We start from the raw sequence: 19,116 nt of genomic DNA, 5'->3' as shown, positions 1-19,116 counted from the left end.
CCTCTGACAACAGCGGTATCTGTCAGGCCACCAGCGACAGGCTGCCATTCCGGCTTATTTCTTCGCTAATCTCCCGGATCAGGCTATCCAGCGCCGGATTTCTTGATTTGCGCGCCCGGCGGATGACATAGGCAAGCATAGGAGGACGGGCAAGCGATCCCTGACCACCTCCATATCTGGGCGTAGATAACGATCGCTCAACAGCGCAACACCAAGGCCTGCGTTCACGGCTGCCATAATTCCCGCAGCGCTGGAGCATTCGAAAACCGTTTCCATCATCGCGCCATCATCCTGTCCGATATCCAGCGCCCACTGTCGATAGAAGCAGTCATCATCAAAGGACAAAAATGGCACTGATCCGTCAGCAGGCAATGACAATTCAAAATATTTCACCCAATGCAGCGCCTCCCGGAACAGGACGATATCGGTTGGTCTGATCTCATGGGCGAAGACCTGTTCGAAGGCCACGGGTGATTTCCAGCCCAGGGCAGAGTGTTTTCGGCGCGGGTTGTCGAAGCCGTTGATGTATTCGAAGATGGCGACTTCGACTTTGCGACGGGTTTGCCAGTTGGGGCGCCAGACCAGTTCGGCCTTCAGCGACTTGAAGAAGCTTTCGACGGCAGAATTGTCATAGCAATTGCCTTTCCCGCTCATCGAGGGCGTCAGCGCGTGCTTGCGCAGAAGCTTCTGGTGGTCGTGGGCACAGTATTGCGAGCCGCGGTCCCTGTGGTGAATGCAGCCTGGCGGCGGTCTGCGGATCGCGATCGCCCTGTTCAGTGCGCCCAGAGCGAGGTCCTGCTTCATACGGTTGCTGATAGCCCCGCCGACCACTCGGCGCGAAAACAGGTTCAGGATAACCGCCAGATAGACCCAGCCTTCACGGGTCCATATTTAAGTGATGTCCCCCGCCCATTTCTGGTTGAGTCCGCTCGTCGCAAAGTCTTGTCGCAAAAAATTCGGCGCGATGTTGAAGGCGTTGTCGCTGTCGGTGGTGCGCTTGAACGTTCGGCTGCGGATGACCTGGATGCCGTTCTGGCGCATAAGTCGCCCGACGCGGCGCTGGCCGACACGAAAGCCCAGCTCGTTCAGCTCCGCGGTCATACGAGGTCTGCCGCAGCTGCCCAAGCTCAGCCGGTGCTGATCGCGTATATGGGCGAGGAGCACCATGTCCCGTCGCTGACGGTGCGAAGGGGCCCCCCTCACGGTTTGCAGGCAGAGTTTGCAGGTCTCGACCAAGGGCGCGATGGTGGCCCAGTTCTCGGCACCGGCATCGTGCCCGGCGAAGAGGGCGTTCTTTTGGTTCAGGGTGATGGGCCGGATTGTTCGCTCGACAGCATTGCTGTCCATCTCAATCCGGCCATCAACCAAGAACCTGCAAGGGCCAGCCCAATATTTTGCGATGTATTTCAGCGCCTCGCCCAAGGGGGATTTGGCAGATACGCGGGCGCGGTGGTGGGTGAGCCAAGTCTCAAAATCGACGATCTTCGGCGCTGACTGGTCTTGGCGGATGGCGAGGCGGTTCTCTGGGATCAAGCCCCTGATCTCTGCCTCAATCTTGTAAAGCTCGGCGATGCGCTTCAACCCGTCCTCGGCGGATCAGGTGTGGCGCGCGGCTATGTTGGCCGCCCCGGCACCACTGCAGATCGCTTTATCCCCGATCCGTTCGGTCCGCGTCTGGGTGGGCCTGCGGGCGCGCGGCTGTATCGTTCCGGCGATCTGGGTCGTTGGCGCGAGGACGGCACCATCGAATTCCGCGGTCGGGGCGATCTTCAGGTGAAACTGAACGGCTACCGCATTGAACCCGGCGAGATTGAGGCGGCTTTGCTGGCCGAACCCGGCGTCCGTGAGGCTTTGGTGCTGCTGCGCGACGAAGATTGCGACAAGCGGTTGGTCGGCTATGTCGTGGCACCGTCCAGAGTGGCAGGCGAGGATCTGTTGGCTTCGCTGGCATCAAAACTGCCCAAGCATATGCAGCCCGCGGCGGTGGTGGTGCCGGACCGCATGCCGACCAACCCCAACGCCAAGCTGGACCGCGCCGCCCTGCCTTTGCCGGGCCGGGTGCAGCGCCGTGCGAAAGGTGAATCCGCAGGGGGCCGGGCGGAAACAGAGATTTTGGCGGTCTGGCGCGCCGAGGTCGGCCATGATCTGATTGGCGTCACCGATGATTTCTTCGCGACGGGCGGGCGATCTTTGACGGCGCCGAAGGTTCTGGCGCGGCTACGCACGCTGTGGCCGCAAGTGGCGCTAACTGTGGCGGATTTGTTCGACGCCCCAACCGTGCGCGAACTGGCCGCAAGGATCAGCGCCGGCAATGCCACCGGACACAGCCCGACCACTTTGCGCGCTGGTGGCAGTAAGTCGCGGCTGTATTGCTTCCGCGGCCTGTTGGTATCGACCCGTGAATATCTGCGCCTGACCGAATATTTGAGGGCGGATCAACCCGCCACCGGATTTTTGTGCCATTCGTTGAATGAAACCAAAGCGATGAATGTATCGGTACGGGATATGGTCGCCGAATATGTCGACCATATTCGCGCGGCCGCGCTTGTGCTTTGCTGGGGTGGTCTTGGGGCGGGCTGCTGGCATGGGAAGCCGCGCGGCAGTTGGCAAACGATGTCGATATCCGTCCGATCGTGCAGGTGGATGTCTGCGATCTGGGCCGCGATTTCGCCCCAAGTGCAGTGCCGCGCTTTGCCCCCGGCGAGCGCGCCCGTCTTCAGGCAGAGCTGGACGATTGGCTGTCATACAGCCAGATGCGCAGCGAATGGCATCGCTTGATCGGCGCGATGGCTGCGGAATGCTACGCGCGATTCCCGCGCTTTATCGGCAATGAGGCTGATCCGCTGCCAACCGACGAGCTCGAAGTGGCAAGTCGCGAGCACACGTTCTGGGTGCTGATCGACAATGCGCTGGTATTTCGCCGCCACATCCTTGCGCCGTTGAATGTACCGGTTGCCTCGTTCAGCGCGGGCGACAGCCTAAGCCGAGGCCTAAATCTGGTGGATTGGCGTCGCCTGTCGCCGCGCGCCAATGCGGCAGAAATCATCCCCGGCGCCAACCATCTGCACATCATCGGCGATCGGCTGTTCTATGCCCGACTGAATATCCACATGAACGGGCTCTCGAAGCATGTTTAAGCGTCTCTGTGCCCGGCCTGTCAAGCGACCGGGCACAGACGCTGCTCCCAGGATTTAATCCAGTTTGAGATAGTCTCTGGCCCAACCGAAGGGGCTGAACAGGTCAAAAAGCGGGGCGCGGAAGGGCCATCGGGCGCACAAAAGGTGTCATGAACACCAAGCTCCATGCCATCGCCGATGCCAGAGAGGCGGCCGCTGAAGTTCTTCAGACAGCAGCCGAGGTCAGCGACCATATCGGAGCGGCGGCCCTGCTGCGCGGCATGCCATCGGCAGAATGGTTTGTGGCAAACCGCGGCTATGACGCAGATTGGTATCGGAAACCTCTAAGAAACAATAGGATACGGATCTGCATCCCCGGCCGGAAAAGCCGCAAGACGAAGATCCGCTACAAACGCCGCAACCGCATCGAGATCATGGTCGGTAGGCTGAAGGACTGGCGCCGGGTCGCCAGCCGATATGATCGATGCCCGATCATCTTCCTCTCGGCCATCTCACTCGCGGCTACCGCCCTCTTCTGGCAGTGAAAGTGAATGAGCCTCGCGCTCAGAGTGTCAGCAGGATATCGCGTTTGTCCGGATGCTGCGGGCTGATTTCCTCAACCCAGACAAAGCGCTTTGCCATGCTGCGCAGAAGATTTTGATCTCGGAGATAAGAGTTACGGCGCGGACGAAAGGCAAAGGCTGGCCATTTTTCGTGCAATGATCGGCGGGGCTATCCTGACGACCTCGCTTACCGCTTTGGGCATTAGATAGCAGTTGGAGCCACCAGCTTGGACCGGCAGCTTTGCCTTACGCGAAAGAAACGCTTTGCTCAGACCAGTGCATGCCTCAGATCGCGGCTGGTCGGTATTTCTTCGGTCAGATCCAACTCGTCCTCAACGTGCTGAAGGTGGTCCAGCATGATCCGCGTGGCGCCCGTTTTGTCGCGAGAACGGATCCGTTCAATCAAAGCGGCGTGTTCATCTGGGCCGCAGTTGTGCAAATGCTGCGAACGATAGATTGCCGTGATCAACGAACTGCGCGAAATCAGATCGCGCAGGATGCCAAATAAAAAGCTAGACCCGGCGAGTTCAGCCAGCAACAGGTGAAACCCGCCCGAAAGCCGGATCGTGGCCGAGGTATCACCACGTTGATCGGCTTCACGCTCTTGCGCCAGATGCGCTTCCAGCTGCGGGACTTGGTCATCAGTGATGCGGTCAACCAGTCGCTCCATGACGCGGGCTTCGATCTGTTTGCGCACATGAAACACGTCGCGAGCCTCGTCCACTCCCGGCTCAGCGACGAAGGCACCCCGGTTCGGTACGATGGTCACCAGACCGTCGCTTTCCAACACCGCAAGCGCCTGTCGCACCCGCGCCCGACTGACATCAAAAATCTCGGCCAACTGCTCTTCTTTCAGTCGCGCGCCGGGCCTAAGCCGCTTTTCTGCAATCGACAGCCAGATACGCTCGCAAATCTCGGCGGTCGGGCCGATCACGGTTTCCTTGCTGTGATACATGTAGGCTCCTTGGTTCAACGCGTATTCTTGCTGCTTGCCTCAAAAAGTCAATCTGTACGGCAGGTTGATGTTGACTACAAAAATGTATACAATATTGTTGATAACGGCAACCGAAAATAATACCGATGGATTCTCACCGGGTCCGCCCCCCCCTAAACGCCGATAGGCCTTACCGACAGGAACGCCGATGGATTTTGATTTCACCCAGATCACGGCACAGGATCGCTATCGCCTGCTGACCAATTTTGTGGGTCCCCGACCGATTGCGCTTGTCTCAACCCTGTCCGAGACGGGGCAAGATAACGCGGCGCCGATGAGCTTTTTCAACGTGTTCTCGCATGATCCGGCGATTGTTATCCTTGGCATTCAGACCAAAGCCGATGGGCAGGAAAAAGACACCGTACGCAATATTCGTCGCAGCGGTGAATTCGTAGTCAACATGGTGGATATGGCGATTGCCGATGCCATGTTGGTCTGTGGGCTTGCTGTGGCTGCAGATATTGATGAGATTTCGCTGGCCGGGTTGACTTCGGCGCCCTGCGATCAGGTGGCCGCGCGGCGGGTGAAGGAAAGTCCCTGCGCGATGGAATGTCGGGTGGAGCGGTTGATCGACTATGACCGCCGGGTGATCGTGCTGGGCGAGGTGCTACACATGCATGTACGGCGCGACTGTCTGGATGCCGAGGGCCGTTACGTTGACCCCGACCGCTACCAGCCGATCGCGCGATTGCATGGCGACAATTACATCACCTCGGATCGGCAATTTGTGATGCCATCTCCCGGCCTTGCCTCGGTGCAAGACCGTCTGAAGGTAAGAGCCTGAGCCATGAAGATCTTGGTGATCAACCCGAATTCCACCGCCTCGATGACCAAACAAATCGGGGAAAGCGCCCGGCGCTGTGCGTTTCCCGGCACCGAGATAGAGGCGGTGAACCCCAAAGGCACCCCCGCCAGCATTGAAGGGCATGCCGATGAGGCGCTGTCGGTGCCTGCCATGCTGGACCTGATCCGTGACGGTGAGGCGCGGGGGGTGGATGCCTATGTGATCGCGTGTTTCGATGATCCGGGGCTTGCTGCGGCGCGCGAGATTGCGAAGGGGCCGGTGATCGGGATCTGTCAGGCGGCGGTGCAGGTGGCGACCACGATTGCGACGCGGTTCTCGATTGTCACGACGCTGCCGCGCTCGGTGCCGATCATCGAAGATCTGGTCGAGGCCTACGGGGCGGGGCATCGCTGCCGGAATGTGCGGGCGGTGGATATGCCGGTTCTGGCGCTGGAATCCGATCCGATCACCGCCGAGGCGCGACTTGTGCGCGAGATTGAAGCCGCGCGGGATGTCGACGGAGCCGAGGCTGTCGTGCTGGGCTGTGCTGGCATGTCGGACCTTTGCGAGCGGTTGCAACGCCGCACCGGGGTGCCGGTGATTGATGGGGTGAGTGCTGCGGTGAAGCTGGCGGAAGGGCTGGTGGGCGGCGGCTATGCGACCTCAAAAATCGGCGCTTATGATTATCCGCGTGCCAAATTTGGCTGCGTGCTGGCCGAGACGGCCTGACCCCTCCCCGATGCCCTATCCGGGACACCTGACCGCGCCAGAGGATCGGCGCGGTTTTTTTATGCTTGGCTGGGATAAGGGTGTGCCCACGCGTGGCCAAAATTGCGATTTAATGAAATCAATGGTTTATGGGGGTGTCGTTTACCAAATATTAGGGAATTAGATACTTAACTAGCCAAATTTTGATCGGCATGGCCTCTGGTTTTGGCTGACCGAACTGCTTTCTCTGATGGCAGGCTATACTCATCTCGACCCCAAAATCACCAAGTCGAACGATGGCGATGCTGGCAACGGCACGCCGCTGGCGCCGTACAATCGGGCCTCGGTCTGGACAGATTACGCCTTTATCGGACGCGCTGAGGGCCTGAGCCTTGGCGGTGGTCTGCGCCATGTCGGTCAATCTTGGGGCGATACCGCGAACACCCGCTCGGTTGACAGCTATCTGTTGGCCGACGTGGTGCTCCGCTATGAAAAGACGGCTATTCGGCCGCCTTTGGTGTGAGCAATCTGCTCGATAAAGACTACGCGGCAACCTGTGATGCCTCGGTCGGTTGTATCCGAGGCGAGGGTCGCGAAATCACGCTGATGCTGGACAAAAAGCTCTAATCAGCGGTGAGCTGTATAGCCTCATACCCCGCCCGGGTGCTTCCGAGACAGGTAAGTGCCACGAGTTGATCCAGCTGGCACCGGATTCACAGCAGCATGCTGCGCCACCAATCCTCGATGTGGCAGACCCTGAGGGTGAACGCTGCCAGGGCCGGGTCAAATCTTGGCAGGTTGGACGTGCGCCCCTCCCGCCAAGATCATATATACCGGACAAAACCGATCGGCGTGCACTCAAAGCGGCGCGACGTCACTTTCCAGATTTAGCCAGCCCACCGCATCTGCGCCAAGTTCCAGACCAAAGGCGGGCAGTGTCGTGGCGATTTCCAGCGGGCTGCGCGGGCCGACCAAGGCAAAAGACGGGAAATCCTGCGCCAGCACCCAGGCCGTTGCGATGTTATGCGCGCTGACGCCGTATTTTGCCGCCAAGGCTTCAGACCGACGCCGGCGCTCGGCGTTGGCGGGGCTGCCGAAACATTCTTCGGGGCCAATGTCGGCGGGCAATCGGGCCCGCAGCGGCTCAGGCAAGAAATAGCCCCGCGCCTGCGACGACCAACTGAGATGCGTCGTGCCGGTTTGCCGCAGATAGTCCAGCGTTTCGGCATTGTTTGAGCTGATGCAACCGGCCCAAACCGGACGTTCCATCACCGCCAGTGACAGGTTGTTGTTCAACACCCGCATCGGTTGCAAACCGTGCGCTGCCGCATAGGCATTCGCTTCGGTCAGACGCGCCACCGACCAGTTCGAGCCGCCGAAGATGCCAATTTTACCCGCAACGTGCAGCGCGTTCAGCGCCGCGACAAACTCCCCCACCGGAACGGCCGGATTGTCGCGGTGCATAATGTAGATCGGGGCATGGTCAAGCCCCAGCCGGGTCAGCGAAATCTCAAGCTGCGCGCCGATGCTGCGCGGTGTGCAATAGGGCGAATGCGCGCCCTTCACGATCACCACCACATCCTTGGCCACACCGCGATTGGCAATCCATTGGCCGAGCACCACTTCATGCGCACCGCCGCCATAGACAAATCCGGTATCAAAGGCGTTGCCCCCCGCCTCTAACCACGCATCCCAAACCACCGATCCTGCACCGATATCGCCCTTGTTGTCACATCCGATCACCAGACGGCTGACCGGCAGAGCGACACCCTCGATGATGGCTTTCGGCACTTGCGGCAGCCCCTGCGGCAGCACCGGTGGCAAGGCGCGGTTGGTCTTCGGGTCTTCGGCCAGATTGACATAGCCAAGTTCGGCCCGCCAGCGATCCAGCACCACGGCATTGCCGAGGCTGTCGGCGGGGGACAGCGCTGGGAAGGGTGCCGCGCTCGCACCTTCGGCCACGGCGCGACTGATCATCTCTGCTTCAAAGGCGAACAGATGTTGCGTGTGGCGCAATTCCTCAATCCGCATCTGGGAGCCGACCGTCACGGTGATTGTGGTATCTGATGGCCCCGCATTGCGGCCCGGAACCCAAGGGTCGGCGAGTTCAATCCGGCCCTTGTCGCCTTCGATCACCGCACGATTGTCCATCCGGCGGGCGATGGCGCAGGCCACCTCTGCCGTGAAACCGCCTTCAAAGCTCAGCAGACCATAAGCCACCTCATCGACACCGCTTTGGCCGATGAGACCGCTGCCTTTCACGCCAATTGGATCGGCAAAAGCCTTGCCCACCGCCGCCCCTGCCACCAGCCGCGCCAGTGAAACCGGATAGCCGCCCACATCCATGATGCCACCACCACCAAGGGCGCGGTCATAGAGCCGCGAGGTCGGGTTGAACCCGGCGGCAAAGCCGAACTGGGTCCGAATGTGGCGAAGCGTGCCGATTTCGCCACTTTGCAGGATTTCCAGCAGACGCGCGATCTGCGGGTGACAGCGATACATATAGGCTTCAGCGAACAAGAGGCCGGATTGCGCCGCAAGCTCGGTCACCGCCGAAACCTGCGCCGCCGTCAGCCCCGCCGGTTTTTCCACCAGCACAGGCTTGCCGGCCCGCAAGGCCAGCAAGGCATGTTCGGCATGGAACGGATGCGGGGTGGAGATATAGACCGCATCGACGGCGGGATCGGCCACCAGATCGGCATAAGTCGCGTGGCGATGCGCCGGATCCACACCGTTGCGCGACCCAAAGGCCGCGCGCCGCGCCTCATCGCGGCTGGCGATGGCCACAAGGCGGCCCGAGGGCGCCTCGGCCAAACCATCTGCAAAATTCTGCGCGATCGCGCCCGGGCCGATAATACCCCAGCCTGTCGTTTTCATCCGAAAACCCTCTCTTTAGTGTGTCGATATCGAAGGGCGCGTCTCGCCCTGATTGCCAGATTTGGCTAGCGCATCCGCTTGCCTGCCTTATCAAACAGCATGACCTGCCCCGCATCAAACCGCGCCGCGATGCGTTGGCCCGGTTGCAACGCCCGCCCGTCGTCACTCGCCAGCGTCAGCAATTGACCACCGGCCTGTCGCGCATAGGCAAAGCTTTCATTGCCCAGATGTTCAACAATCTCGATGGTCAGGTCCAACACCGCCTCACCGCCACGCTTAAAGCTTTCGGGTCGGATGCCGACCGTCACGTCGGCGCCCTGTGCGGGCGGTTTGGCAAGACGGCCCAGAGGGATGATCTGGTCGCCGAATTCCGGCAGGCGCACAGTGTCGCCGGTGACGATGCCCGCCAGAAAGTTCATCTTTGGGCTGCCGATAAAACCCGCGACAAACAGGTTGTCGGGATCATCGTAAAGAGCAAGCGGCGATCCTGTCTGCTCTACCACGCCCGCGCGCATCACCACGATCTTGTCCGCCAAGGTCATCGCCTCGACCTGATCATGGGTGACATAGATGATGGTGGTGGCGAGTTCCTTGTGCAGCCGCGCCACCTCAATGCGCATATGCACCCGCAGTTCAGCGTCGAGATTGGACAGTGGTTCGTCGAACAGGAACACATCAGGGTGACGCACGATGGCGCGGCCGATGGCCACGCGCTGCCGCTGACCACCCGACAGATCCTTCGGGCGGCGATCCAGCAGCGGTTCCAGTTCTAAAATCCGCGCGGCCTCGTCCACCAGCCGCGCGATTTCATCCTTCGGCTTCTTGGCAAAGCGCAGGGCAAAACCCATGTTTTCGCGCACCGTCATATGCGGGTAGAGGGCATAGCTTTGGAACACCATGGCGATGCCCCGGCGCGAGGGATCGACCTCGTTCATCCGGGTGTCGCCGATGAACAGGTCCCCCGCTGTGATCTCCTCCAGCCCCGCGATCATGCGCAGCAGCGTGGATTTGCCACAGCCTGACGGTCCGACAAACACCACGAATTCGCCCGGAGCGATATCCAGATCGACGCCTTTGATCACTTCGACCGCGCCATAAGATTTCCGAACCCCGCGTAGTTTCAACCCGCTCATCCGATATCCCCTATTCGGCCGAAAGATGTGTTATGCCCACACCCAGACGATCACAGTGAACCTTCACTTCAATCGGCCCCGCACTCGTGGCCTGCACCCAAACTCCGGTGGAGCCCGCCCGCAGCGGCACAGTGGCCGGGCCAAGGCGGCGGCCATTGCCGGTGACTTCAATCGTCACCGGTTCTGGGAAGAACGGCAGCTTGTGGCCAGCCTGATCCAGCACGCGGATCATCACCCGCACCGCGTCATGCCGCCCGATCACGGTTTGATCCGCTACCACTTCTAACTGTGTCGGCAACGCATCACAGACAAAGCGGGTCTCAGTTGCGGGTTTGCCGTCGATCAGGCCGGTGATCGTCACCGCCTGCCATTTCATCCCCCACAGACCAAGTTCTTCCTTGGTAAAGTTGGTGGAATCCACGATCACCGGGGCATAGGGCAGGTGTGGAAACCTGTCGCGCGCGGGCTTCACCCGTTTCGGCGCATTGTTGCCATAGCGCAATTCCACCTCGTCGCAGTTGGTCAGGATAATCAGCGGCAGCACCCCACCAATATTGCGCTCGCCCCGCGCCCAGAAGGTGACCGGAGTCATCACCACACCCTCTGCCGGGTCGCCCTGACTGGCATAGACCGAGGCGGCAAATTTTGGTTCACGAAACATGTCCATCACGCCGTGGTGGCAAATCCGGTCGCCCGATCCGAAATCTTTGTGGGTGTTATAGTCAAACGCGCACCAGCCAATCGCTCCGGCAATCTGTGGATCGCCGTACATCGCGTTCAGAACCTCTAGGTGCCGCAATACATGTTCGGCCTGCCGCTGTTCCTGATCATGGCTTTTGGTCGGATACATATGGCCGCCAAATTCGGTGATCATATATGGCACCACCCGGTCCAGCCCGGTGACTTCCTGTTGCGGACGCAGCGGCGTGCGCGGTCGGTTACCTCCTTGCTCCTCGTTGCCGAGGATGAAGTCGTTCATGGTGTAGACGGTTTCCAACAACTCGCTGTCGGTGATATAGCGCACGCCGCCGGTGGGGCGTGTCTGGTCAAGCGCCACGGCCGCCCGGTTGGTTTCAGTATAGAAATCATGGTCATCCTGGGATTCATTGATGCGCACGCCCCAGATGAAGATCGACGGATGGTTCCAATCGCGGCGGATCATGCGGCGGACGTTTTCCACCGATTCCGCCTTCCACTTTTCGCCACCGATATGCTGCCAACCTGGAATTTCCTCAAACACCAACAGGCCGATCTCATCGCAGCGGTCCAGAAAATAGGTGGATTGCGGATAGTGCGAGGTGCGCACCGTATTCAGCCGCAGATCGAATTTCAGGATATCGGCATCCTTCTCCTGCGCCGCACGCCCCAGCGCATAGCCGACGTAAGGAAACGACTGATGCCGGTTCAACCCGCGCAATTTCAGCGGCTTGCCGTTCAGCGCAAAGCCTTCTGGGGTGAAATTAACCTCACGGAAACCGAAACGGCTGGAGGTGGCGTCCCTGCCCTGCGGCGTATCAAGCTCTAGGTCCAGATGATACAGCACCGGGTTTTGCAGATCCCACAGGTCTATGCCCGTCAGCCCGCGTATCTCCATCCGGACACGCGCGCCGTTCACAGTTGCACTTGCGGTTGCCAAGGCTGTGCCCGCAGTATTCCGCAGGATGGCGGTCAGAGTGCCGGACACCGACAATACCTGCGGGTTGTCCAAGTCCACATCCACCGTTACGGTTTTCTCGTCTGCCAACACATCCGGCGTCTCAATCTTGTGCAATCCGATCGACAGCGGGGCTTTCACGATCAGCCAAGCCTCGCGGTAAAGCCCTGCATAAGTGAGGTAGTCGATCACACCGCCAAAGGGAGGTATCTCGGGGTTTTCGCTGCCATCGATCCGCACAGTCAAGGTATTTTCGCCCGGCGAAAGCAGACCCGTCAACCGCGCCTCGAACGGGGTATAGCCATCGGCATGGGTGATCAGTTCGACCCCGTTCAGCAGCACGGTCGCATTGGCCATCGCGGCGTCAAACCGCACCGAAACCTCTTTCCCCTGCCATGCCGGATCAGCGGTGAAGGTCTTTTGATAGGTGAAGCCGCGCTGATAGGCGGTTTCGTCAAAATACGAAAACGGCAGATCCACCGCGTTGTGCGGCAGGCGCACGATGTCGCGTCCCTCGAAAAGCCAGTTGTCGTTGAAGTCAGTGCCGACGCGCATGGATAGAAACCTTATTTGATAGATCCTGTCAGCCCTTCGACAAAGCGCCGCTGAAGCAGGAAGAAAACGATGACAGTGGGCAGGGTCGCCAAAACCGTCGCCACCATGACCACGCCGTAATCGGGGTAATAGGACGAGGCCAGCGATGAGATAACCAGCGTCAACGTCTTGTTTTCATTGGTTTGCAAGACGATCAGCGGCCAAAGATAGTTGTTCCAGTTCGCGAGGAACACAATGATGATGGCAGCGGCATAGGTCGACCGCATCACCGGCAGATAGATGTAGATAAAGATCTGCCACTCTTTCAGTCCGTCGATCTTTGCCGCATCGCGCAACTCCCGTGGGAAGGCTTTTGTCGCCTGACGGAAGTAGAAGATGATGAAGACAGAGGCGATGATGGGCAGCAGAATGGCGGTGAAGGTGTTGATCAGCTTCAGTTTTGCCATCATCACGAACAACGGCACCATGATCGCCGCAAACGGAATCGACAGGATCAGCAGCAGAACCGAAAACAGCCGTTCGCGTGTTTTGGACTGAAACATTTCAAAGGCATAGCCCGCCAAAGACGAGACGGCCAAGGTCAGGATCGTGCCCACCACCGCCAGAAAAGCCGAGTTCCAGAACACCTGCAGCATATCCACTTGGGCAAACAGATTGCTGATGTTTTGAGACAGCGCGCCGCCGAAACTGACCTTGCCCTTGATGATGTCAGCCGCCGTGTTTGTGGTGCCGACCAGCATCCAGAAGAACGGAAAGATCGACAGAAAAGCTGCCAGTGACAACAGGCCATAGACCAGTGCGGCGCGAAGGTTTGCGGCAAGGCGGCTCATGCTTTGCGGTCCCTTGCGACAAGAAATTGCAAGTAGGACAGCACCGCCACCAACAGCACGATCACGTAGGACACCGTCGCGGCATAGCCAAAGCTGGGCATGAATTTGAAGGTCAGGTTGTAGATATAGAGCGACAGGGTCAGCGTCGAATCCGATGGCCCGCCCAGCGTGATGTTGTTGACCTCGTCAAACAGCTGCAGCGTGCCGATGGTGGAAATCACCGTGGTGAACAAGATCACCGGCTTCAGCATCGGAAGGGTGATGTAGACGAACCGCGCCCAAGCCGGAACCCCGTCGATCCGGGCCGCCTCGTAGATCGACTTGTCGATATTCTGCATGGCGGCAAGATAGAAGATCATGTTGTAGCCGGTCCAACGCCAGGTGATCGCCAGAATGATCACCACCCGCGCCCAGAACGGATCGCCCAGCCAGGAAATCGGCGCATCCATCAGCCTCAGCACCATGGCAAGATCGTTGATCACCCCATCGCTGGCGAACATCGACTTGAATAGGATCGAATAGGCCACCAGTGAGGTCACGCAGGGCAGAAAGATCGCGGTTCGGAAAAAGCCGCGAAAGCGCAGGTTGGGGTTGTTCAACGCCGCCGCGAACAACAGCGCCAGCACGATCATGATCGGCACCTGCACCACAAGAAAGATGCCGGTATTGGTCAGCGCCCGGATGAAGACCGGGTCTTCGGTAAGCCGGATGATATTGGCAAAGCCGCCAAAGCTGTAGTTCATACCGCGACCGGTCTGAAAGCTCATCCACAGCGACCACAGGATCGGATAGATCATGAAGATGCCGAGCAGCACCAGTGCCGGTGCAATAAACAGCCAGCCATTCAGCTGTTCAGCCCTGCCAATACGTGATTTTGCCATCTTCCCCCCCGGACGTTTGCCACCAGCACGCACCCTGACTGCCAGACGTGAGCCCTACAGCCTGCCTGCACCGCCGCCGATCAGAGCAGCGCAGCTTTGGACCTGCAAGTTGGAGACCGGGGCAGTCGGGCCCCGGTCAGGGTTTGGATTACTGGATCTGCGCGCGCACTTGCGCGTCGATCGCGGCAATCGCATCATCCACCGAGCCACCGTTGGCCAGTGTCGGAAGCTGGGCGGCTACCGCTGCATCTGCCTCGTTGGTGAAGATACCGTAGTTCACCGGTGGGATTTGGGCCAACCAGTCAGAGAAGCTTTGCCACACCGCCTGCCCGCCGAAATAGGCATCGGTCGCCTTATAAGCCTCGCCCTCGCGCGCGGCCAGAAGTGAACCTACAGCGCCCTGATCGACCAGAATTTTCTGGTAAAAATCGACATCCTTGCCCCAAACTTCGGCAAGCAAATCGACGGCCTGATCTTTCTCCGCCGACGAGGACAGCACATACCAGCTGGAGCCGCCAAGGTTCGACGCATGGGTAGCCCCTTCAACGCCTGCCAATTTCGGCAAGGGTGCCACGCCCCATTTGCCCGACATGTCAGCCGCCTTGATCGTGGCCGTCATCCAGACGCCAGTAAAGACCGAAGCCACCTCACCGCTGGTAAAGCCGCCCGTGTACTCGGTCCAGCCAGAGACGGGTTTGTAAATCTCTTTGGCCTGCAACAGCTTGGCATAGGTTTCAAGCGCCGCCTTGAAAGTCGCACTTCCTGCGATGTCGGGCTGGCCATCCGGGGTGAAGTACCACTTGCCCGCCGATTGCAGCAGGACACGCACCGCACCGGCATCGTTTAGGTCGATGCCGAGCATCGGGTGGCCGGTCTTTTCTTTCACGACCTCGGCGATGTCGATGAACTGGTCCCAGGTGATGTCTTGCAGATCGGCCGCCGTAAAGCCTGCCTCGGCCAGAATGTCGGTGCGGTAGAACAGGCCCGTCACGCCAGAATCAAAAGGCAGCGAATATGTTTTGTCGTCTACAGTGGCCAGTTGAACCTTGTAGGGGGCGAAGCCGCTGTAGTCGATCTTACCGTTCAAAGGCTCGAACGCGCCGGGAAAGGACAAAAGGTATTTCTGGGCGCCGTAGTCTTCCACCAGAACAATGTCGGGCAGACCGTCGGTTGTGCCGGATGCCAGCTGCGCCTGCAGCTTCTGCTCAAGGTCGGCCTTGGCGAAATCGACGAGGTTCACCGTCACATCGGGGTGGGTGACGGCGTAGCGCGCAGCCGCCTCTTTCATCGTGGCACCGTTAAAGTTCGGATCCCAGCTCCAAACCGTAATCTCGGTAGCCATGGCCGAACTCAAGGCCAACAAGCTGATGCCTGAGGCAAAAATAGCCGTATTTCGCACACGTGCGAGCATCTTATTCATGTTTTCCTCCCATGATCGAGACTCATTTTCTGGTCTCGTGGGATGAAGCGTAGCGCGTTCAGAAACATCGCGCAAATTATTTTAGTAAAATTTTACTTAGGCACTGATCGCGGCTTTTGCCGTGTGCTAGAGCGCAGGATCAGACGCGACGCCAGCAACGCACATTTCGGCGTGCTGCGCCCGGCTAGCCGTTCAACCAGCATTTCCACCGCAGTTTGACCAATCTCTTCGGCAGGTAGGCGCACGGTGGTCAACGGAGGGTTCAGAAATTGCGCGACCGGAATGTCGTTAAAGCTGGCCACCGCAATATCGGCGGGGATTTTCAGGTTGAATTCATGAATGGCGCGGTAAGCACCAACCGCCATATTGTCGTTACCGGTGATCAACGCATCCGGTCGCTGCCCGGTTTCAAGCAGTTGTCGCGTCAGATCATAGCCGCTTTGCTCGGTGTTATCGCCAATCTGGCACAACTCGGGTTCATAGCGCCCGCGCGCGCGCATCCATTCCACATAGGCCGGAAGCCTGCGGTCCGCGACGCCTGTGGCGCTGCGGGTGCTGGCGGTTTCCCAGCCGACAAACGCCATCCTGCGATAGCCCTGATCCTCCAGCGCCTGCAACAGCTTGCGCATTGCCAGATCAAGATCGCTGCGGATGCTGTCATAAGCGTCGCTCTCAGGCGAAAAATCGGCAAAAACCACTGTGGAATTGTGCCGCAGCACCCAGTCAATTTCGGCCTGACTGTGCAACCCGACGACGATGACCCCGGCGGCGGCTTTCAGCAAAGTCGGGTCGGGCACGGAATCGGTGTGATAGACCTGCACGGTTTCAAACTTCAGATCATTGCAGCGGCTTTCGATGCCCAAGCGGATCGCCACATAATAGGGGTCGATCAGTTCTTGTTCCGGACGCAGAAAATGCACAAGCGCGATTTTCCGATCAAGCTTGTGCTCCACGGGTTTGCGATTGCGCGGGGTGGCGTAGTTCAGCGCCTCTGCCGTCTCGACAATGGCCTTGCGGGTCTGCGGGCTGACCGACAGCGTGCTGTCAAAATTCAGCACGCGGGAAACGGTTGCCGAGGACACCCCAACGGCGTTTGCGATTTGCTTAATGGTAACCATGGGCGGTCCGTTCGGCCAGCTGACGCGGCTGCGTGGGAATGTGCCGTGGATGGCACGCAAGCAGGGTGCAAGCAATGCCGAACTGCACGTCACCGGGGCCGATCCTGTCCCTGTGCTCGGAAAGGCTGTAAATGAGGCGGAAAAATCACGTTTATCGGGCGAGGCGGTCTGCGGGCCTTGCCTTCGCCGTGCATCTCCGGGCGTTCCAATCTTCTACGAAACACACGACTATGCCGGGCGATTTTTCTGTCCTCCCTGCGGCTCGTCCATTTTTACCCGCAGCGCAGACGAAATCGACGTGAATCTGTGACTGGGTAATCCCCCCATTTTTAACGGGGTGCATTCGTAGAACTTACGCAGCCATTTTCAGTTTCTGGGCGGGTGTGATGCCACCGATGCCCCATTGCTCGGCAATGGTTCGGGCTGTAGCGATAGCAAGTCTCGCCGAGACTGAACGCCCGGCAGGCCAAGGCTATGCTGACCCCGCCACGCGCCACCGCATTCCCGGCCATCTCCCGACGTTGAGACGACCGTGACGTTGCCCCCAACTTTTATCCAGCGCGAGCGAAACCCCGGGTTTGCGTTTTGCCCTTTTGGGCGGGTTGAGCGACGGGGGCTGGCGCGAAGCTTTGCGAGTTGCGCTGCGTCGGGCCCCGTTGCGATGTGAAGGTCTGGGCGAAGGCGGCAGGCGTCTGCCAGCCGAGTCGGGAATGGGGTCGTTCGGTGGTGTAATCCGTGCGTCAGGCAGCGAGCGTGATCCGGGCATAGTGTAGGGACGGGAACAGTGTCTCGTTCAACAACTCGTCGCGCTGGCGTCCGTTGAAGCTCTCGATAATGGCGTTCTGGGTCGGCTGGCTGGGCGCGATGCAGTGCCGGTCGATCTTGCGGTCATCGGCGAAAGTCAGGATCGCGTTCGAGGTGAACTGGCCCCCCCCTCAGGAAAACGATCCCCCGGATCGTTTTCTGATCTTCGTCGATCGCTGAGCACCGTCGTGGGTTTGCCGCGGGCGTCGAATAGCGTGGCCAGTTCACGCGCCACCCGTGCCCCCGACGTGAGGTGTCGGCGATCAGGGCCAAGCATTCCCGCGTGCAGTCATCGGCCACGGTCATGATCCGGAAGCGGTGGCCATCCATTGCCCGACAGGCGATTGTGCAGCAATCTGCCTAGAGGGGGTGAGTTGGTCGGACACGAAGTCGAGCGACCAGCGCTGGTTCGGCATCAACGGCAGCACCATCGGGGACCGCGTGCCGATGGCCCGCTTGCGCCCGCAGCGACGGCGGACAGCTTGATTTTGGCGCGGCCAGCATGGGCGGCAAGCGCCATTGCCGCGAGGTTGCGCGTATGAATCCCTAAGATGCGGCACGCTTGGGGATTGCTGATGGCAATATGATCCGCATCTGGAACATCTGGAACGAACGCGGTGCGGTTTTGGCTTCGGCGCAGGTATCGGATGCGATCCGGCAAGGCGTGGTGCAGCTTGCGACGGGGGCTTGGTATGCGCCGATTGATCTTGCAGGGTCGCGGCGCACCTGCATGAACGGCAACCCGAATGCGGTGACATCGGATATTGGCACGTCGATCCTCAGCCAAGGCTGCGCGGGTCAGCTTTCGCTGGTATCGGTCGCGCGTCTGCCCACCGAAGCCCCTCCCGTTGTGCCACATGTGCAGGTCCTGCGGCGGGCCTGATCTGCAAACCCCAGAGCAGGCAGCGCACAAATGAATACCTAAGTGTTCAGTCCCGGCATCCGGTGGATCGGGTTTAGGATGAATCGATCTGGCTCTGATGTCCAGATTTTGCAGATGTATGCGTAGGGCCTGAGGCCGTTCAGCGTCTTGTGCTGTCGGGCGAAGTTGTAGGCTGCCAGGAAGTCGGCGAGATGTATTCGCAACTGGTCGTGGCTGTCGTAGTGGAAGCGCTTGATCGTCGCGTCCTTGATCGTGCGGTTCGGTTGGCTGACAGCTGTTTGCCGTCAAACACCGAGAAGCATTCGCTCGACTTGGCCGTTCGTCCATGGGTGGTTGGGTTTCGTCAGCCTGTGTTCAATCCCGTTGGCCTCGCAGATCATGTCGAAGCGCATTGGCCGGGAGTAGATCGTATTGCGGTTCCGGGGTTGCTCGGCGAACGGGATGCCCCTCGCCATTGGGCTTGAACCCGTGGCGCTTCCAATGGCTCGATCGGGGAGAATGGTATGAACCTGATAGGGCACGACTTCGAGCATGTGTTGCACGAACTCCCAGACGGTGCGTCTGTCAGCCGTTGCAACGCGTTGCGCGACGGCGAACTTGGCAGTCCGGTCGATGCCGACGAAGAGCGAGAGCTTGCCTTCAGCGGTCTGCATCTCAGCGATGTCCCCTCTCGTGGTTTGCACGCAAACCACGAGAGGGCAGCGGATGTGGAAGAACCCGCCTGTCGGCCAATGGATCGGGCAGCGCTTGAACTTCTGGCGTTTGGGGTTGTCGCCCTCGACGTCGGGCAGGCGGG

Annotated in this window: 16 protein-coding genes and 6 pseudogenes; 8 read left to right on the top strand and 14 right to left on the bottom strand. The window is 59.6% G+C overall.

Annotated elements, in window-relative coordinates; translation table 11 throughout:
* Nucleotides 1-78 precede the first annotated feature (78 nt).
* From AKV04_RS27385 to AKV04_RS26540, 3 genes and pseudogenes are all read right to left on the bottom strand, one after another.
* A complete protein-coding gene (locus AKV04_RS27385; protein ID WP_235815762.1) occupies nt 79-354 on the bottom strand; it encodes a LysR substrate-binding domain-containing protein in 276 nt (91 codons plus the stop codon).
* Nucleotides 355-444: 90 nt separating this feature from the next.
* A pseudogene (locus tag AKV04_RS26740) lies at nt 445-1,194 on the bottom strand (IS3 family transposase); the annotation flags it as partial.
* A gap of 21 nt (nt 1,195-1,215) precedes the next feature.
* A pseudogene (locus AKV04_RS26540) lies at nt 1,216-1,593 on the bottom strand (IS66 family transposase); the annotation flags it as partial.
* Nucleotides 1,594-1,602: 9 nt separating this feature from the next.
* Here AKV04_RS26540 and AKV04_RS23505 point away from each other — a divergent pair.
* The 3 genes and pseudogenes from AKV04_RS23505 to AKV04_RS23495 form a co-directional block, all read left to right on the top strand.
* A complete protein-coding gene (locus AKV04_RS23505) occupies nt 1,603-2,778 on the top strand; it encodes an AMP-binding enzyme (protein WP_054008848.1) in 1,176 nt (391 codons plus the stop codon).
* Between the two features lie 8 nt (nt 2,779-2,786).
* Entirely contained in the window at nt 2,787-3,137 is a 351-nt protein-coding gene (locus AKV04_RS26735) for a hypothetical protein (RefSeq protein WP_202905688.1), read from the top strand.
* Nucleotides 3,138-3,241: 104 nt separating this feature from the next.
* A pseudogene (locus AKV04_RS23495) lies at nt 3,242-3,661 on the top strand (IS5 family transposase); the annotation flags it as partial.
* A gap of 286 nt (nt 3,662-3,947) precedes the next feature.
* On the opposite strand, the gene AKV04_RS23490 reads toward AKV04_RS23495, so the two are convergent.
* Entirely contained in the window at nt 3,948-4,634 is a 687-nt protein-coding gene (locus AKV04_RS23490) for a GntR family transcriptional regulator (protein WP_054008845.1), read from the bottom strand.
* 187 nt (nt 4,635-4,821) lie between these two features.
* Here AKV04_RS23490 and AKV04_RS23485 point away from each other — a divergent pair, with 187 nt between their 5' ends.
* The 3 genes from AKV04_RS23485 to AKV04_RS23475 all read left to right on the top strand — a co-directional run bounded on the left by AKV04_RS23485 (nt 4,822) and on the right by AKV04_RS23475 (nt 6,688).
* Complete coding sequence (locus AKV04_RS23485) at nt 4,822-5,457, top strand: flavin reductase family protein (protein ID WP_054008844.1); 636 nt, start codon at nt 4,822-4,824, stop codon at nt 5,455-5,457.
* 3 nt (nt 5,458-5,460) lie between these two features.
* Nucleotides 5,461-6,186 (top strand): aspartate/glutamate racemase family protein, encoded by a 726-nt coding sequence (locus AKV04_RS23480; protein ID WP_054008843.1) that lies wholly within the window; start codon nt 5,461-5,463, stop codon nt 6,184-6,186.
* 208 nt (nt 6,187-6,394) lie between these two features.
* A complete protein-coding gene (locus AKV04_RS23475; protein WP_328287171.1) occupies nt 6,395-6,688 on the top strand; it encodes a TonB-dependent receptor domain-containing protein in 294 nt (97 codons plus the stop codon).
* A gap of 335 nt (nt 6,689-7,023) precedes the next feature.
* On the opposite strand, the gene AKV04_RS23470 is transcribed toward AKV04_RS23475, so the two are convergent.
* From AKV04_RS23470 to AKV04_RS23440, 7 genes are all read right to left on the bottom strand, one after another.
* Nucleotides 7,024-9,042 (bottom strand): aldo/keto reductase, encoded by a 2,019-nt coding sequence (locus AKV04_RS23470; RefSeq protein WP_054008841.1) that lies wholly within the window; start codon nt 9,040-9,042, stop codon nt 7,024-7,026.
* Nucleotides 9,043-9,107: 65 nt separating this feature from the next.
* Nucleotides 9,108-10,175, bottom strand: a complete 1,068-nt coding sequence (locus AKV04_RS23465) for an ABC transporter ATP-binding protein (RefSeq protein ID WP_054008840.1) — start codon at nt 10,173-10,175, stop codon at nt 9,108-9,110.
* A gap of 10 nt (nt 10,176-10,185) precedes the next feature.
* Complete coding sequence (locus tag AKV04_RS23460; RefSeq protein WP_054008839.1) at nt 10,186-12,384, bottom strand: glycoside hydrolase family 2 protein; 2,199 nt, start codon at nt 12,382-12,384, stop codon at nt 10,186-10,188.
* 11 nt (nt 12,385-12,395) lie between these two features.
* Nucleotides 12,396-13,214, bottom strand: a complete 819-nt coding sequence (locus AKV04_RS23455; RefSeq protein ID WP_054008838.1) for a carbohydrate ABC transporter permease — start codon at nt 13,212-13,214, stop codon at nt 12,396-12,398.
* Nucleotides 13,211-14,095 (bottom strand): carbohydrate ABC transporter permease, encoded by an 885-nt coding sequence (locus AKV04_RS23450; protein WP_054008837.1) that lies wholly within the window; start codon nt 14,093-14,095, stop codon nt 13,211-13,213. The genes AKV04_RS23455 and AKV04_RS23450 overlap by 4 nt, the downstream gene beginning before the upstream one ends.
* A gap of 148 nt (nt 14,096-14,243) precedes the next feature.
* Nucleotides 14,244-15,515, bottom strand: a complete 1,272-nt coding sequence (locus AKV04_RS23445; protein ID WP_054008836.1) for an ABC transporter substrate-binding protein — start codon at nt 15,513-15,515, stop codon at nt 14,244-14,246.
* Nucleotides 15,516-15,607: 92 nt separating this feature from the next.
* Complete coding sequence (locus AKV04_RS23440; RefSeq protein WP_054008835.1) at nt 15,608-16,633, bottom strand: LacI family DNA-binding transcriptional regulator; 1,026 nt, start codon at nt 16,631-16,633, stop codon at nt 15,608-15,610.
* Between AKV04_RS23440 and AKV04_RS27380 the strand changes: the two genes are divergently transcribed.
* Complete coding sequence (locus tag AKV04_RS27380) at nt 16,632-16,943, top strand: hypothetical protein (RefSeq protein ID WP_235815747.1); 312 nt, start codon at nt 16,632-16,634, stop codon at nt 16,941-16,943. The two genes, AKV04_RS23440 and AKV04_RS27380, sit on opposite strands and share 2 nt — an antisense overlap.
* Before the next feature lie 109 nt (nt 16,944-17,052).
* Here AKV04_RS27380 and AKV04_RS26385 read toward each other — a convergent pair.
* Nucleotides 17,053-17,169 (bottom strand): annotated as a pseudogene (locus AKV04_RS26385) (IS3 family transposase); the annotation flags it as partial.
* Between the two features lie 15 nt (nt 17,170-17,184).
* A pseudogene (locus tag AKV04_RS27375) lies at nt 17,185-17,916 on the bottom strand (integrase core domain-containing protein); the annotation flags it as partial.
* An 83-nt stretch (nt 17,917-17,999) separates the two neighbouring features.
* Here AKV04_RS27375 and AKV04_RS23435 point away from each other — a divergent pair.
* Nucleotides 18,000-18,320 (top strand): molybdopterin dinucleotide binding domain-containing protein, encoded by a 321-nt coding sequence (locus AKV04_RS23435; protein WP_268871820.1) that lies wholly within the window; start codon nt 18,000-18,002, stop codon nt 18,318-18,320.
* A gap of 45 nt (nt 18,321-18,365) precedes the next feature.
* Here AKV04_RS23435 and AKV04_RS23430 read toward each other — a convergent pair.
* Nucleotides 18,366-19,116: pseudogene (locus AKV04_RS23430) on the bottom strand (integrase core domain-containing protein); the annotation flags it as partial.

It is taken from the genome of Cypionkella psychrotolerans, assembly GCF_001294535.1.
GTDB lineage: Bacteria > Pseudomonadota > Alphaproteobacteria > Rhodobacterales > Rhodobacteraceae > Cypionkella > Cypionkella psychrotolerans.
The sequence above is the reverse complement of the archived record's forward strand: the minus strand, read 5'-3'. Positions and strand labels throughout refer to the sequence as shown.